Origin of the sequence: Pseudoalteromonas luteoviolacea CPMOR-1, assembly GCF_001625685.1 — a bacterium.
GTDB lineage: Bacteria > Pseudomonadota > Gammaproteobacteria > Enterobacterales > Alteromonadaceae > Pseudoalteromonas > Pseudoalteromonas luteoviolacea_K.
In genome coordinates this window covers 66128-82321 of the sequence record NZ_AUYC01000046.1, presented here as the reverse complement: position 1 = coordinate 82321, position 16194 = coordinate 66128, and the positions used below count along the sequence as shown (strand labels likewise).

Here is a 16194-nt window from a genome sequence, read left to right as displayed (position 1 = left end):
TTTAATTTTTTATGGTGGTTTTTTTAAAATTATATTTATAAAGCTTTGACGTGATTTTTTTTAATTTATATCTGTATGTATTCTTAATTTATATTGTTGGAGTAAGTTTTAATCAATGGTTTTAAATAGTAATGTATTAATCGGTTGTTTTTTCGTCTTTCTAGGTGGTGTAGTATCTAATATAGTACTAAAATAAGGAAAGTTTATGAAAAATATAATTAAAATTATTTCACTGCCTTTGTGTTTATTTTCAGTAAATAAAGCATATGCAGAACATACTCAAGCAGAGTGGGTTGGTAAGTTTGATTTATTGAGTCAGCAATATCAGGCACAGTATCCAAATAGCTTTAGCCGTTCTAGCAATTTAGCTTGGGCAGAAGCCTACTATTTAGATGCTTTAATAGAAATGTATCTAGGCACAAACAATCAAAACTATCTTGATACATTCATTTCACGTGTCGATAAAGCGCTTGCGCTTGCCAGAGATGATACCGGAATGGGTGTAGATGGCTATAAAGGCTGGGGGGAGTGGGTTTATTCTATTGACGCAATTGATAATTTTGGTGCGGAAGAAGCTGACTCGCAAGACAGTTCATTACCTGCAAACTGGTATCGCTGGCAGTCGACAGCAGAAACAGCCTATAGAAATACTGCAGATAAAGTCGATGACGGGAAAAGCCGTGCTGGATTTACTATTAAAACCGCACCCGACACTAATCGTTGGCATGTGTTGCAAACCCCATTAAGAAATCCTCATAAAGCTAACGAGCATTTTGATCCTAATGGTAAGTACCAAATTAATTTTCATGCAAAAATTGAGAATTGCGATAGTGGTGTTAAAGGCCTTTTACAGGTTTATGATTTTACTGAAAGAAAGTTGCTTTTAAACACATACGTTGAATCGCACAGCTACACTAGCCATGTCGCGGAATTTATTGCGCCTTCCGATCCCTCTAATAATGTACATATCAGGTTATACGCAACAGATTATAGAAAGAACTGTACAGTCCACTTCGATAATATTCGAGTGAGATCTTGGCGTGAATACCTCGTCCACGATGGCATGATAACAGCACCGATAGCCAAGTTTATTAAATTGGCAAGGACAGGGCGGCTTGATGCGCGTTTCAACTCTTTGGCCGATGGCTACTATGATTTTTTGATAAATCATACATTCCCCAAGTGGGAAAAAGACCTACATAATACGTTAAATGGCAATTTAGTTTATTTATTTGCCAATGATTCATCTAGCCGAAAACCTGGCCAATCCTTACCTCATAATCAGTATCTTGCATTGCAGCGCACCTATGCTGAACTTGCTCAGGTTGAAGGCAGTGATCCTAATCACCAATTTATGGCTAAACAGTTGATTGATGCTTTTAAAAGTAGTCTAACGCTTGGTCAATATCAGGCTGATTCGGGCTTGCCATTGAATAAATACGAATGGAATTATTGGAGCCTACTGACTGACAAAGACACAACAAGTGATGGTTTTAATTGGACTGGAACAGAGGATACCAGTCACGGAAACCTAGATATTGCAGCGGCTGTAAGTAGTTATCATGCAGGGGTTGGGTTCAGCAAAGAGGAAATGAACTATTTTGCGAATACGGCTGACTTTATGATTTCACATTGTGCAAACTTTAGTAGGCATGTGAACAAATGCTATGACTCCGAATCGCTAACGTCTTTAAGATGGTGGATGCAACTAGCTGAATTTAAGCCAAGTATTTATCATGACTCGGAAGTCAAATTAACCTCTGTGTTTGATGCAATTCAAGGTGTCAATCAACGTTATTACATGGGCGCTATTGCACAGCTTGTTAAAGGGTATAGGGTTTATGATCAGTCATTTGATGTTGGGTTTGCAAATGCGTTACCAGAAGAATGGCGTCACTGGCAATCAACACCTGAGACTGTGTTTTTGAGCTCGAACAGTGCATTTAGTGGTGCACAAGGATTAACGGTAAAAAACAAGCCAACTTATGGTTGGCAAGTTGCACAGAAGATTTTTAAGTACGAGCCTGGGGCGACGTATAGATTGGAATCTATGGCACGTGTATCAACTGGAGACGCAAACGGCCGCATTATGATTTACGATGCAACGAGTAAAAAATCCATCGCCCAAAAGATCACCACAAGTAGAACTTGGTCGCCATTATCTATGGAATTTACAGCGCCAGAAACTGCAGGCCATCAGTTACAAATTTACCTGTACTCAACAAATTGGCAAGTGGACAGTGAAATTCATTTTGATGATTTGGAGATATATCGCATTAATTAACTTGTTCTTTGTGGCCAGCACTGCAAGGGCTGGCCACATAATTTTGAAAAAGATGCTGTATTTGCCTGTTCGGTAAAATACAGAGAATAAAAAAATAAAATCTAGTTACAAACTGAAGAGTTGATTATTTATGTTTAGCGCTGAACATCTTTACAGCAGCGGGGCCATTTATGTTTTGTATAGGTAGCTGCAGGGTCACAAAATACGGGATAGATTGTGAAAACCTACACGACAGGAATGAAACAAAACAAACTACCTCCTATAATTTATATTATGTTAAATTGGGTTTTAATGGATTGACTCAAGGCGATGACACTACTTTATTGACGCTTAAAAGTGATTTGTAACTCAAATAAAATGTCCAATACTTACCAGTATCGGACTTAGTGGGTTTTTGAGAAATAATACATATTTGATATATCTTGCAGCTAGTTTGCGAGCTAAGTTCACGCGCTTATACTCGACTTAAGGAATTATGCATGACTTTCTCTAATGCCAAACTGACACTGGAAATGACAAGCGCATAAATGTCCGTGATATTAAATCGAGCTTCTCACCAAATTCGATGATTTCTTCATTAGTCCAGCCATCTGGGTGCAGCCAATTTTCGTCTTCTAGCTCGCACAATATACCTAGCTCTTTGTCTAACATGCTCAGTGGCGCTGCGGCTAAGCCCCAAAGCATGACGAGCTTGCCTTCGGTCTCATGGTTTCGGGGTGTATTGGACTCTAATGATCGAAAATACTTTTTGGTTTCCATCAGTGCCTTTGACACTTCAAGCAGAATTGCATCTCTGAGATAATGTTTATCCATTGAGATTGAATAAAGTTTTAATGCCACTTCGTTGAGTTTATCTATTAACTCATTGTGTGCTTGGCTATGGTGTCTTTCAAACATTTCAACATAAGCATCTTGTGCTGTGGTTGTTGGTTTAAGTGCCATCTTATCTACTCCCTCTGCTTACACGTTGTTAGAGTTGAACTGATTGAAATCGCTCTTTGTATTGTTAGGTTTAGCAACTCAAAGCGCAAAATGACAGATAAAATTATTGATATTTTTTGATTCATTTTTGTGTGAGCTTTAGTTGGTTGAATTTATTAAGATTGGTGCAAGTGCCCTACTGTTGAATTGTTCCTTTAATTTTTACAGGTTTGTTGACTATTTTCACGTTTTCAAAATCATAACCTTAAAAAGTGTTTTTCCTGTCAAATTACCTTTGGTCTGTGGTCGTTACACAAAGCTATCTACAATACCTGAAAAAGCCGCGCAGCGGCTAATATCATAATTTGTTTGATTGAGGGGGTCCTCCTCGGTCGCCACCACCAGTCACACCACCCATTACTTTTTTTAATTCTTTTGTAGGGATTAATTCGATCATAAGACTTTCCTTTTTAATTAGAGTTGGGTTTTATTTAGTTGAGCGCAGAAGACTATCGATACCTCTGTTACCAATTCAACTTGTAGCTTACTGTAATTCTTTAGCCATTAGACAGTATGAAGCTGGAGTGCCACCACGATCCCCACGGCTGTTAATGCCAGCGACAACCCGTTTTAGGTCTTTAACTGCTATATTTTTATTCATTTTATTAATGTCCTTTTGTAAAACTGAACCTAATCGCTGTTGATGTGAACTCGAAAGGTTATTGGTTAATCTGTAAATATTTAAAACTTCAACTAACATATTGTAAATATGGAAAAATATGTCAGCCAAGGTCTAAATGTTCACAATCTAGTTTGGTCTAATCGTAACTAGTACCTAATATGCTTTCAAAGTTTAAGTTAAAAAGCCGCACATAGCGGCTAATCAATCTACTTACGGGTATGAGGAGGACCCCCTTGGTGGCAATTACCAGCCACACCGCCAGCTATTTTTTTTAATTCTGTAGTCGGGATTAATTCGATCATATTGTTTTCCTTTTTTAATAAAAGATAGTGTTATTTAGTACAGAGCGGTGGACAACCTAAATCTCAGCACCTTTTTCACCTGCAACTTTCTGTATTTCTTTAATCGTTTGAATGTAAGAAGCTGGAGGGCCACCACGATCCCCACCGCTGTTAATGCCAGCGACAACCCGTTTTAGGTCTTTAACTGCTATATTTTTGTTCACTTTCTTAATCTCCTTTTGTGAAATTGAAACCACTCTGTCACGTGCATTATGCTTAGGTAAGTAAAATTATTAGGAGTAATTAACAGCATGTGTATGGCGGTTTAAAGCATGATTTAAAACTAAGTAAAATCCATGCTTTCAATTTAAGAGATAACTTGATTTAAAAAAGTTCCCTAAATGATTACTTTAGACCTTGAAGTAGCTCTTTCGATAGCGTGCCCAGCTTTTCGATTACCCAAGTCGGTTTTTCGTTCAGGCCAAAATGTTCGAAGGTTGTATTGAGCTCTTCAATCATTTGTTGCTCCCTATTATTTAGACTTTGTTTTTCTAGACTCTTAATTGATTATTTATAACGAGCTTTACCGTAAAGTCACTGGGAGTCTCAACATTGATTTGACACTGGGATGTAAGCAAGTCTCAAATCGTAGTGAAGTGACACAAAGTTAACGTGTTAGACGTCAGTTGTTCCCCATTACTACTTTGTTTGTTTCCACCCTCTACAACTAGTTTTCCCCAAAAGCCCCATTCTTAAACTTCCATATGATTTGGAGCTTTTTGGATTTTTTTTGCAAACGCTTTGCGTTTAGCCTCTTTCATACGGCTGATTGTTTTTTACTATTTTTGACAAATTTGAGTTTGCCCAATTTAGAAGAGGTCGAAAGTATTTGGATTAAGGCGGGTTTCTTCAATGGTACTGATTGTAATTAGTACGAAATTCAAACTATTCAATTAAACCCTGCCGAAAAGCGAATCACTTCTCGGCAGGTAGTCCTTTATTAGTTCGAAATAACCACGTTGTTGTGCCTTGTTAGCACTGGGCAATCCCACAAATGTGTTCTTGTGAAATTGTGTGGTGTTGGTGCATCTACACAGCGAGATGGTTGCAGAACTGTTTTTAATTGACCATTAATATACTCAAATTGCTGTGTTGGGCTGGTGTTACAGTCCCAAATCATCAGTTTTTCACCGTTGCTTGTTGCTGAGTTTCTGTAATCTAAGCACTTGTTATAGTCTACTTTACTTCTCACTTTTCCATCATTGGTGAACAACCATTTTTGGTTCGCACCATTGTGACAGTCATGCAGCATGATGTCTTGACCATTGCTAGGGTGATACCCTGCAATATCTAAACACCTATCGAATAGTTTCATCTCAACATGTTTTTCAATGCCTAGATAATTGTCATTCCAAGTGTGTGGATCTGCGGCTTCTAACCATCTTACTGCATTTTTCATATTACCTTTACCTGCACTACTCCAAGAGAATAAGTAGTCTGAGTCATTAGGTAAACAAAGGTAATTATCTTGCCATGTATGCGGATCAGCTAACTCGATGATTTGTGTACAGCGCATGCCGTCAATTGGGCCTGCATAGGACCATTTCATACCAAGGTCTTGGGATGAACAGAAGTAGTTGTCGTGCCACGTATGTGGATCTGCAGGCTCCACTGTTTGTACACAGTACATACCATCCACTTTACCGAATGATTTAAACGTAAATGATACACCACCTAATGCAGTGTGCTGGTCCAAAGCATGGACACCTGTAAGCGCACTAATAGACAAATCTTGTTGATTACAATCAACGCCGTTCGCTTGTAATCTACCGTTTTGGCATTCTTTAAATACTACTTGTCTCGATGTGCTACCAGCTTGCAAGCTAATTGGGTTTGCACTGACGCCAACCGCAGTCATTTTATGTTGATTTCGCAAAGCCTGCACGTCAACCAGCGCAAGGAAGTCACTGCTATTCAACGAAGCAAATGCAAGGCTGACTTTCATCTTTTTAACTGTGCTTGATAGGCTTACGCTGTTTCCGGATACCTGTAAAGGCGGGTTTTTGTGGTAGCCAACAGAAAATTTTAATTGGTTATTTGGCGTCTCTGGGTTCACAGCCTGAACAAAAAAGCTCATGATTGGTTCATGGCGGTTTGAATGATGGCCATACTTGATGCGTTCAAGCTCGTTCACGTCAACAGCAACCCCTACTCCTAGATTACCTTTATTAACCATAAACATCAGAGATTGTGCGCCATCGTATGTTTTTACCTGATCAACGACCAGCTTTAAGGTATTGTAGTCAATGTCTTTGATTAGGCTGTGTACAATGGTTCTTGCGACTTCAACGTTGTTTTCATTAACGCCATCAACCAGTGCTTCTAATTGACCAAGGTGGTGTGCATTGGTGACTGCAACAGTGGCAAAGTGTTCTAGTGCGGCGAGTTTTTGTTGTTGGTCTGCTACAAATGTGCCAATGTTGTCCAAAGTAGCCAGCTGCTGAGCAAGCGATATGGCTTTATCAGTAATTGCAGAGGAATCAACACCAACCAAGTTAGTTGCGCTGTTCACAACATTTGCACCATGTCTCAGTGTGTCAATTGCAATAGTAGTCACCGGACTTGTAACGTGTCTAACTACTTGTGCCACCTGTGAAACGGCACCGCCAACGGTCCCGATTGGATCTTTAAAGAAGTCACCTATACTTCCCCAACCAAATGCATTTGCTTGGTTAGTCATCACCATAGAGCCAGCCACCACAGAGGCAACGACTGCTGAATTTACGATCCCTTTTCGTGAACCCATTATTTACTCCAAATTTATTATTGTTTAATTACACGACGCTCAAAGACATGCAAAATGGCCTTGAATTCGTTTCGTAAATTACATCAATTGGGTGGGGGTGTTCTATTACACTGTATTACACATGTAAATAATGTGACTTTTTTATTGCATTGGCGCGTTGAAGTGATCGCCAGTCATAAAATCAAGCCTGCAAGCACAGAATTGTGGTTTTAGAACTGCTTTATAGTGTTTAAATAAAGCGTTTTATTATGGCATTATTAACAACAGCTAAAGCTAAGCATTGATATGTGTGACTTTTATATGATGGTAAATCTTACAAGATTAAGGTTTGCTGATTCACTCTTTGTAAACAATTGGTCAAATGAGTGTGGTGAAATCCGATTGTCAGCTACAATTTATAGGTGGCTTAATGATTGAGGCATAAATAGTGAGTTGCAGTGATAAGTTAGCTTGCATGTTATTGGTGGCTGCTTGTACCTTTTGTTTAAATGTATACGCGCATGGTGTGCATATATATCTTGATGATCAGTTGGATTTTGAGCTACTCAGCTCTAAAGCTAGGCAGCCTGAAAACATCGCGGGTGCAACTAACCTGATTGTACTCTCAAAGATTGAAGACATGACGGTGCACTATGTTAAGTCAAGCCGCAAGCGCGCGATTAAATCTTTGCAGCAGTCTAATGTTGCGGCCTGTAACATCAATATGATTAAAAATGAGCAAAGGAAAAGTGAGTACCTGTTTAGCTTACCTGTCAATTTTTATTGGGCGCATAAATTGTATTCACATCATGATCTATCAAAGGCCCCACTACCCGTATTAAACACGCAAAATGAGATATCTTCACTTGTTGAGCTATTCAAATCATACAATGAAACTGCGATTGTCATAGCTGAAAACTTTTCTTATGGCGACTTCCTAGATGCTCAGTTGGATGAAATTGATCGAAAAAATTTAATATTCAGGGGCGGCGCTGATCATTATGAAACGGTATACCGAATGTTCATTTCAAAACGTGTTGATTTTCTTCTCAATTACCCTGCTGAATTTCATCGATTTAGCAATCATGTTAATTTGCCGGTGCGCTCATATCGCATTGCTGGATCACCCAAGATCATAGTGGGACATTTTATGTGTAATAACACGGAAGTAAGCCGTCAGTTTATTGCAAAAGTTAATCAAATTATGTTGAGCATGTATGATAAGCCGCCGTTTTTAAATGCACACTTTGACTATTTACCTAAAAAAGAGCATCAGGAGCTCAAAGCATTTATAGAGCAATATTTTAAACGCAGCTTGCAAGCTGATTAATTTTTAAAACTAGCTCTTGGTAAGAGTAGCGCGTCTACAAGCACATCAGTATTGTTTCTAATCATTACTTATTTTTTGTGTACTCAGTTTTGTATACTATATTCAAAGTTGAATAAATAATAGACCATAGCTTCTTCGCTCATTTGATTTAAATAAACCATTGAGCTCGTTGTCGCCATGCCTTAGTATTGAGTCAATTGCAGTCAAATAGTATTACAATATGGAACTTGTTAGACCCCTAGAACCTATACTTATTATTGATGATGTTGAAGAAGTACGCAGTTACTTGGTAGACATCTTAGAGAACTTAGGATTCGAAGAAATCTACGAATCAAAGGACTTCACCTCCGCTAAACCTTTATTAGAATCTAAAGCGCCCAACGTGCTATTTTTGGACATTGAACTGCCCGATACAGACGGTACGCAAATTCTAGAATATGTGAATGATCAATTTCCAAACACACATGTGATTATGTGTTCTGGCCACAATAGCCTAGAGAATGTGCAAAACACATGGGAGCTCGGAGCCAAAGGTTTTATCGCAAAACCCTTTAATGCTAAAAAAGTTGATACCGTTATGAAAAGGTTAGAAATGATTGCATGAGCCAACTGACAACAAAGATAATTGAAGATCTCTCTCAACTCATTTTGGGGAAAAATGAGCAACTTAAGTTAGCTTTATGTTGTTTGTTGAGCAAAGGGCATTTGCTTATTGAAGATTTGCCAGGAATGGGCAAGACCACCCTATCCCATGGTTTGGCAAATGTACTTGGCTTGAGCTACCAACGGGTTCAATTTACAAGTGACCTGTTACCAGCAGACATAACGGGTTCGAGTATCTTTAACTCTCAAACTCATACTTTTGATTTTCACCCTGGGCCCATTTTCAGTCAGATTTTATTAGCAGATGAAATAAACCGAGCCAGTCCTAAAACACAAAGTGCATTGTTAGAGGCCATGGAAGAAGGCCAAGTTACGATAGACGGACAAACGCATGGACTTGCCCAACCCTTTTTTGTTATTGCGACTCAAAACCCATTGCATCAGTCCGGTACGCACCCTTTACCAGAGTCTCAACTAGATCGCTTTTTCATGAGAATAAGCCTGGGTTACCCAGATTCGGAGGTTGAGAAAAGTCTGATCTTGCAAGGTAATAAGCGGATCTTTGAGACACAACAGCTCGAATGTAATATGACCGACGAGCAACTTTTTGCGCTTCAAGATGAAGTGATGAAAGTTAAGCTTTCAGAACCAGTTGTTCAGTATATTCTTGATTTGGTGAGATATACTCGAGACTCTGGCGAATTTAGCGACCCACTATCACCTCGTGCGAGTATCGCGCTTGGCCTATCTGCACGGGCTTATGCGCTTATATCAGGTAGAGACTACACATTACCGGATGACGTACAGGCTATATTTGGCTGTGTCGCCGGACATAGGCTAAATATCCCATGTAGTGAGCAGTTTGATGTCGTAAATTCAATCTTCAAACAAGTATCGGTGCCTGTGTAATGACATTGCCTTTTTATAAGCAATGGGTCGAAAAAGTCATAACTAAGAAGCATAGCGCAAACAGTATTACACTTGCGCACAATAATATTTACGTGGTGCCCTCTTTGCGAGGCTTGTATTTTCTCGTCTTTGCACTTTTAAACTTTATTATTGGTATTAATTATCAGAATAATTTGATCCTTGGTGTGTCATATTTGATGTTAATGCTACAAATATCCTCACTATTTTATGGTTACTTTAATTTGCATGGTGTCAAACTTGATCTTTTAGATATACGGAGCAATTTTTGTGGTAATCATAACGAAGCGAAATTTCGGGTTTCTTCCAAAAAAAATGTGATCTCTTTATCAGTGAACAGTGCCCAATATGACAGCGATGGACTAACAGAATGTAACCTATTTGAGCCAACTTCAGGGCAGGTTTCGGCCCTAAGCTTGCAACAAAGAGGAAAGTATAAAGGGGGGAAATTTAAAATCCACAGTTGTTATCCTTTCGGCTTGGTCAATGTCTGGAGCTATTTAGTGAGTGATAAGACCTTTTACGTTTACCCTTCGCCACAAAAATGCCCACTAGATTTACATGAAGCACAGGACTTGGGTGATCATACCGAGTTACTAGCGAAAAGATCAGATAGCTTGGATGAATTTTCCGGCCTAAAACCATATCAAAAAGGCATGAACAGAAACCGGATTTCATGGCGTCACTTTGCGAAAAACCATGAGCTTTTGGTGAAAGACTATACAGGGGATAATCATGGTATTAGCTTAACGTTAGACTACAGCTTAGTGGAAGGCAGCAAAGAAACCCGTTTATCAAAACTGTGTTATCAGGTACTCGAAGCTGATAGGTTAGGACATGAGTTCGCTTTACAATTACCTGGGTATCACATTCAAGCCAGTAATGGAGAAAAGCATGTGTTGGCTTGTTTGGAGAGTTTAAGTGAATGTTAGTGAGTTAATAGCGAAAAATACGCTCATTACGTCATTTGTTTACTGTGGCGTTTCATTACTTTTGTTCCAAAGTTTAGGCTATGTATTTTGTGTCTCGATTTTACTCATCTGTATTTTTAAACTGAGTGTATCCACTGGTGCTGTAAAAAAGCCGTCAAACATCATCATTAATTTGCTGGCTATCACGGTCATCGTAGTGGTGTTTCTGTCTCTTGGGTTTCAAAAAACCATAGAAATGTTTGTGGCTATGCTATTGGGGGCCTGCTCACTAAAAATGCTCAAAGTAGCAACGAAACAGCAGGCTCAAAGCGTCTATCTACTGAACTTTTTTACCTACCCTTGTTTTTATTTGTTCTCACAAAATATCTTGTCCTTTTTATTTGTCGCAGCACTTTTGCTACTTAACTTGTCTCAGTTATTTAGCGTGACGCACCACATGCCAATCAAACAGTCGATAAATAACTCGGTTAGAAAGTTTATATTTAGTTTACCTCTTGCCATTTTGATGGTTGTCCTTGTGCCTAAACTGCCCCCTTTTTGGCAGTTACCTAATGCTAAAAATGCGGCTACAGGATTATCTGAAGATGTAGACCCGTTTCAGATATCCGATTTATCTCGTTCTTCTGAACTGGCATTTAGAGCATTGCTTCCTGAATCAAGTGGTTTTCAACCCCCTTTTTATTGGCGAGCAATTATTCACGACAGTTTTGATGGAAAAAGGTGGGGAATGTCTAATTTGCAGGCTAGACCTTTGGTGAAAACATACGAACCAGTCGGCTCATCAACTTACTCTGTTATATCTAACCCCTCTAATACGCGTTGGCTTTATACGCTTGGCGCAGGTTTACCGGCTAGCAATGGCACTAAGGTTAATTACTTTGGCATACTGTATCAAAAGAATTTGAGTAATAAGCCGATGCAGTACGAGGTCTCGCCAATTAAACTGGATGATGCGAGAGCATCTCAGTGGGAGCTTAACTTAAATACACGCCTACCGAGCGATATAAATCCTAAAGCCATCGCTTTAGCGAAGCAGCTCAATCAAACAGCCTCTTCGACCGAAGCGTTTATTATTAATATGAAAGCATTTTTTTTGGCGCAGAGTTTTCAGTATAGTTTGTCTCCTCCCAGTATTAATTCAAAGCATGCCATTGATGAATTTTTGTTTGAAACCCAAGAAGGTTTCTGTGGCCATTATGCTTCTTCAGCCGCTTTTTTGATGCGCTCAGTGGGGATCCCGACACGTCTTGTTTCTGGCTACTTGGGGGGGGAGTTTAACGATGAGAGCAATTATTATGCGGTTTATCAGTATGATGCTCATGCTTGGGTTGAGTATTACGTGCCACAATTAGGGTGGCAAAGGCTTGATCCAACGGCTTGGGTTTCACCACAAAGAATACTGGGCTCTTTATCCGATATGGTCGATTTAGAGCAAGAGTTTAACGACAACCTAGGTTTTAGCCTACATGCCTTTTCTGACATTGCTGCTATAAATTGGTTGCGTCTGAAGTTAGAACAAATAGATTTTCAGTGGACTCGCTGGGTGCTGAATTTTGATGATAAAAAGCAGTCTTCGTTACTGGAAATGCTTTTTGGTCAAAAAAATAAGCTGTTACCCGCTCTCAGTGTTGTTGTGTTGTTGATCATCGTATTTGGGCTCTGGTTTATATACCTCAATATGAGGTCAAAATTTCGAGAGCCAAAAGAAGTCAGAATTTATAATCACTTAATGATGTTGAGTGACGAAAAATCTGATAAATTAACGCCAAAGCAGATATTTGAGCGTCTAAAGGTACAATGGCCTAGTGCGGCTGATGAGCTCACTGAATTTTATGGATTGTTCGAAAGTGCACGATACAACGCACAGCCACTTTCTTCTCATCAGTATCGAAGGTTGTCTCAACTCAATAAACAAATAATAAAAAAGGCAAAAATAAAATAATATGAATGCAGTACTTATTGGGGTCATTTTAATGCTTGGCCTCTCACTATTTCGAGTTAACGTAATAGTGGCGATGACAATCAGTGCCTTAGTCGCAGGCTTAACAGCTGGCTTAGGGCTTGAAAACACACTCAATGCTTTTAATAATGGCTTGTCTGGCGGTGCTGAGATAGCGCTAAGCTATGCGATGCTCGGTGCCTTTGCGGTGGCAATATCTAAATCAGGCTTAACCTTAATTCTGGCAAATAAGCTATTAAGCTTGGTGAACAGTAAAAATAAAGACTCTGCCTCATACCTCAGTATGCTTATTCTGTTGGTGATTATGTGCTGTGCAATTGCGTCTCAAAACCTCGTGCCAGTCCATATCGCATTCATACCCATTTTGATCCCTCCTCTAATTGTTATTTTTAATAAGCTAAAAATGGACAGGCGTGCCATTGCATGTGTTCTGACATTTGGTCTTGCCACGTCATACATGGTCTTGCCTTATGGCTTTGGTGGGATTTATTTATATTCGATTTTGCATAAAAACTTAACTGACAACGGTCTTGAGATCATAAATACAGATGTACCTTACGCAATGATAATACCGGCATTAGGCATGTTGATAGGCTTATTCATTGCCGTGTTTTTCAGTTATCGAAAACCAAGAGACTACCAATCAAGCGAAATGACATCAGAGCGCAGCGATTTGGTAGTAGAAGATCAACGTAAAGTATTGATTGCTGGTGGTATCGCTGTTGTATGTTCACTGCTGGCGCAGAATGTCAGTGGTTCAATGATTTTAGGTGGACTTGTCGGTGTGATGATGTTTGCTTTGTTCGGTTTGATAAAATGGGAACAAAACTCAGATATCTTCACCAAAGGTGTGGCGATGATGGCAATGATTGGCTTTATTATGATCTCTGCACAAGGGTTTGCTTCAGTGATGAAAGAAACCGGTGATGTCGCTTCTTTGGTACAAACTTGTGCAAATCTAATTGGGGATAGTAAGCCTATCGCTGCAGCGGTCATTTTGCTTGTTGGGTTACTCATAACTATGGGGATTGGCAGTTCATTTTCGACAGTGCCAATCATCGCGACATTATTTGTACCGCTCTCTTTAGAGGTAGGTTTCTCAGCAATGGCAACCGTAGCATTGGTTGGCACTGCGGGAGCATTGGGCGATGCAGGCTCCCCTGCGTCAGACTCAACATTAGGACCCACTTCAGGATTAAATACCGATGGTCAGCACGACCATATTTGGGATTCTGTTGTCCCAACCTTTATTCATTTTAACATACCGCTGCTTGTCTTCGGCTGGATTGCAGCCATGGTGTTGTAAAGTTAGAATGGGGCCATTAGGGCCCCTTTTTATTTTAGTCTCTTGTGCTTATTTTCATAAACATCAGTGTTTTTCAATGTGCGTTTCAAAATGAAAATATCAAACCATCCATCAATTCTTAAAGCAATAAAATCAAAAGCTTAAATGTTGGCCTGTTAACTGCAATCGTTTTGACAACAACAAATGTGAGGACGAAAATATGAATGTAGTGTTCATTGGGGCTGGACAAGAAATGCTTGATTTAATGAAGTCGCTCAAACCCCTATGCCAAAGATTAAGTGCAATATGTGCGACCGCAGAGCCTAGTTTCGATATTGATAATAAATGTGCCCTGCTTTCCTATTCTCAGCTCGAAATTTTGCAGAGTATGAGTCTTGCGTTGAACTCATCTAAAGCGCAGGAGCAAACAAGCCATATTGCAAATTTAGAGCTGTTGGCTTTGCTTTGCCACACGCCAACCGAGGCGATGACCGTATTTAATCAATCTCTCAATACAGCTAACAACGTATTACCTATGTCAGACTTTGCAACTGACCTTATCGCCATTACTTATGGAGGAGAGACCGTTGTAGGCTCAAAGAACATTAATAATTTAACGGCGTTACCAAAAGAAGTTTTTCTTTCGAAAGATGTAAACACGTCCTTGGATGCAGTGTCTGTGATAGAAGATGCTGATCTAATCATTTTTGGACCTTGCAATCCAATTACCGATTTAATGCCATTGTTATTAATTAAAGACATAAGAAGAGCACTTTTAGAAACGTCCGCCAGTCGACTATTTATTGATATGCCTAACTCCACAAGTAAGCTTGTGAACAGCTGTACATCAGCAGAATATTTGCATTGGATGAAATGCCAAATTGGCTATCAGTTTTTTGATGTGACGATTTCGAATCAATTTACTGACATTGTAAAGTATCACTATCAAGAAAGTATGTCAGTGCGCCCTGAAGATGTCGTGCATAATAAAACGCTAGGTATGATGAGTGCACTTTTTGATGTACCTAGTGCTATGTCTGTCGAAGCAATGATTAATGCGCAATTAAACATTGCACCTGCCAGATATTAGTGAGTAGAGTAGTCTTGTGCTTCAGTGGTTATTTGTACAAGACATTGCATTTTTTTGTTCACAGTAATGAAAATCTAGGTAGTATGAATCTTTATTAGGCTTTTTTCCTGTTTTAACATAATGATATAGAAGCTCAGCACTTTTCATCCCCATTTGATAAGGTTTTTGACCGATGTTAATGGTGGATAATCCGAGCCCTAGCGCTTTAAGTTGAATGTTTTCTGTGTCAGCGGAGATGATAGTCATTTTTTGTGCCGTGATGTCGTTCTTGTATTTGTTTAGCGACGATATGTAATCTTCACTGAATTGAGCAAAACCCGCCACAGCAATAAAAATTGGTGGGTTTTCGTAATTTATAATGGTCATCAATTGGTTTAGTGCTTCGTCACGTTTACCCAAAGTATAGAGAGGGCAGCGTTCGTATTCTATCCACCCTGATTGCCCATCTAGTTTCTTAGTGCTACTTCCAGATAAAGCAAACCGTACCCCTTCGATTCTTTTATTCAAATTAGGTGTTGTGTAGTGACCTGATTGAATACAGATGGGTTGAGGGTTTTTGCTTTTGTACTTTTTTGCAGCCTCACCAAGTGCTACCCCGAAATCGAAGTTGTTGGTGCCCACATAGGCCATACGAAATTCACGTTGTTGCACAAGCAAGTCAGAGTCAAACGTGACGACAGGGATCCCTTTCTTTTGAGCATACCTCAATGCTCCAGCGACAAGGTGGTTTGAGTCAGTCGTCGATATTAACAGCCCATCTATGCCTTTATCTATGTACTCTTTCACAATGAGTACTTGTGTCCGAACATCTTGGTAGTCATCTGCCCCGTCATAGACACATTTTAGGTCATTTTGTTTGCGAGCGAACGCTTTACAGCCAGTAAACGCTTGCTGATAAAAGCTGTCGTTTTGTGTTTTGCCAATTAAGGCAAAAGTAAATTGTGCAAGTGCACATGGACTTAATAAAGCTAGTCCAACAGCTAAGTAGTATGTAATACGCTTCACATCAGTCACTAATTCTAAGTCCTTGACTAATTTATGATATGTCACCTTAACGTTTAGAGTGTAACGTGTTTTTATGTGATAGCAATGAATTAGATCATGCAACTTGAAT

General features: G+C 39.4%; 12 protein-coding genes. 8 read left to right on the top strand and 4 right to left on the bottom strand.

Going from position 1 to position 16194, the window contains the following annotated elements:
* Positions 1-205: 205 nt before the first annotated feature.
* A complete protein-coding gene (locus tag N473_RS19175; protein WP_063369307.1) occupies positions 206-2284 on the top strand; it encodes a carbohydrate binding domain-containing protein in 2079 nt (692 codons plus the stop codon).
* A gap of 489 nt (positions 2285-2773) precedes the next feature.
* Here N473_RS19175 and N473_RS19170 read toward each other — a convergent pair whose 3' ends face one another.
* The 3 genes from N473_RS19170 to N473_RS19160 all read right to left on the bottom strand — a co-directional run bounded on the left by N473_RS19170 (position 2774) and on the right by N473_RS19160 (position 6974).
* Positions 2774-3226 carry a hypothetical protein gene (locus N473_RS19170; protein WP_063369306.1) on the bottom strand — a complete coding sequence of 151 codons (453 nt, stop codon included), beginning with the start codon at positions 3224-3226 and terminating at the stop codon, positions 2774-2776.
* Between the two features lie 1019 nt (positions 3227-4245).
* Positions 4246-4392 (bottom strand): hypothetical protein, encoded by a 147-nt coding sequence (locus N473_RS26345; protein ID WP_155735667.1) that lies wholly within the window; start codon positions 4390-4392, stop codon positions 4246-4248.
* A 776-nt stretch (positions 4393-5168) separates the two neighbouring features.
* Entirely contained in the window at positions 5169-6974 is a 1806-nt protein-coding gene (locus N473_RS19160) for an RICIN domain-containing protein (RefSeq protein WP_063369304.1), read from the bottom strand.
* Positions 6975-7401: 427 nt separating this feature from the next.
* On the opposite strand from N473_RS19160, the gene N473_RS19155 reads away from it, so the two are divergent.
* The 7 genes from N473_RS19155 to N473_RS19125 all read left to right on the top strand — a co-directional run bounded on the left by N473_RS19155 (position 7402) and on the right by N473_RS19125 (position 15080).
* Positions 7402-8283, top strand: a complete 882-nt coding sequence (locus tag N473_RS19155; RefSeq protein ID WP_155735666.1) for a hypothetical protein — start codon at positions 7402-7404, stop codon at positions 8281-8283.
* A 220-nt stretch (positions 8284-8503) separates the two neighbouring features.
* On the top strand, positions 8504-8887 hold the full coding sequence (locus tag N473_RS19150; RefSeq protein ID WP_039610442.1) for a response regulator: 384 nt from the start codon (positions 8504-8506) through the stop codon (positions 8885-8887).
* Positions 8884-9795: an AAA family ATPase gene (locus tag N473_RS19145; RefSeq protein ID WP_063369302.1), complete on the top strand. Its 912-nt coding sequence runs from the start codon at positions 8884-8886 to the stop codon at positions 9793-9795. The genes N473_RS19150 and N473_RS19145 overlap by 4 nt, the downstream gene beginning before the upstream one ends.
* Positions 9795-10745, top strand: coding sequence for a DUF58 domain-containing protein (locus N473_RS19140; protein WP_063369301.1), 951 nt, complete (start codon positions 9795-9797; stop codon positions 10743-10745). The genes N473_RS19145 and N473_RS19140 overlap by 1 nt, the downstream gene beginning before the upstream one ends.
* A complete protein-coding gene (locus N473_RS19135; protein WP_081221283.1) occupies positions 10735-12687 on the top strand; it encodes a transglutaminase TgpA family protein in 1953 nt (650 codons plus the stop codon). The genes N473_RS19140 and N473_RS19135 overlap by 11 nt, the downstream gene beginning before the upstream one ends.
* 1 nt (position 12688) lies before the next feature.
* Positions 12689-14011: a Na+/H+ antiporter family protein gene (locus tag N473_RS19130; RefSeq protein ID WP_063369300.1), complete on the top strand. Its 1323-nt coding sequence runs from the start codon at positions 12689-12691 to the stop codon at positions 14009-14011.
* Between the two features lie 199 nt (positions 14012-14210).
* The gene (locus N473_RS19125) at positions 14211-15080 is read left to right on the top strand and encodes a 2-phospho-L-lactate transferase CofD family protein (protein ID WP_063369299.1); all 870 of its coding nucleotides are present in this window, start codon (positions 14211-14213) and stop codon (positions 15078-15080) included.
* Between the two features lie 21 nt (positions 15081-15101).
* On the opposite strand, the gene N473_RS19120 is transcribed toward N473_RS19125, so the two are convergent.
* The gene (locus N473_RS19120; protein ID WP_063369298.1) at positions 15102-16094 is read right to left on the bottom strand and encodes a substrate-binding domain-containing protein; all 993 of its coding nucleotides are present in this window, start codon (positions 16092-16094) and stop codon (positions 15102-15104) included.
* Between the last annotated feature and the right edge of the window lie 100 nt (positions 16095-16194).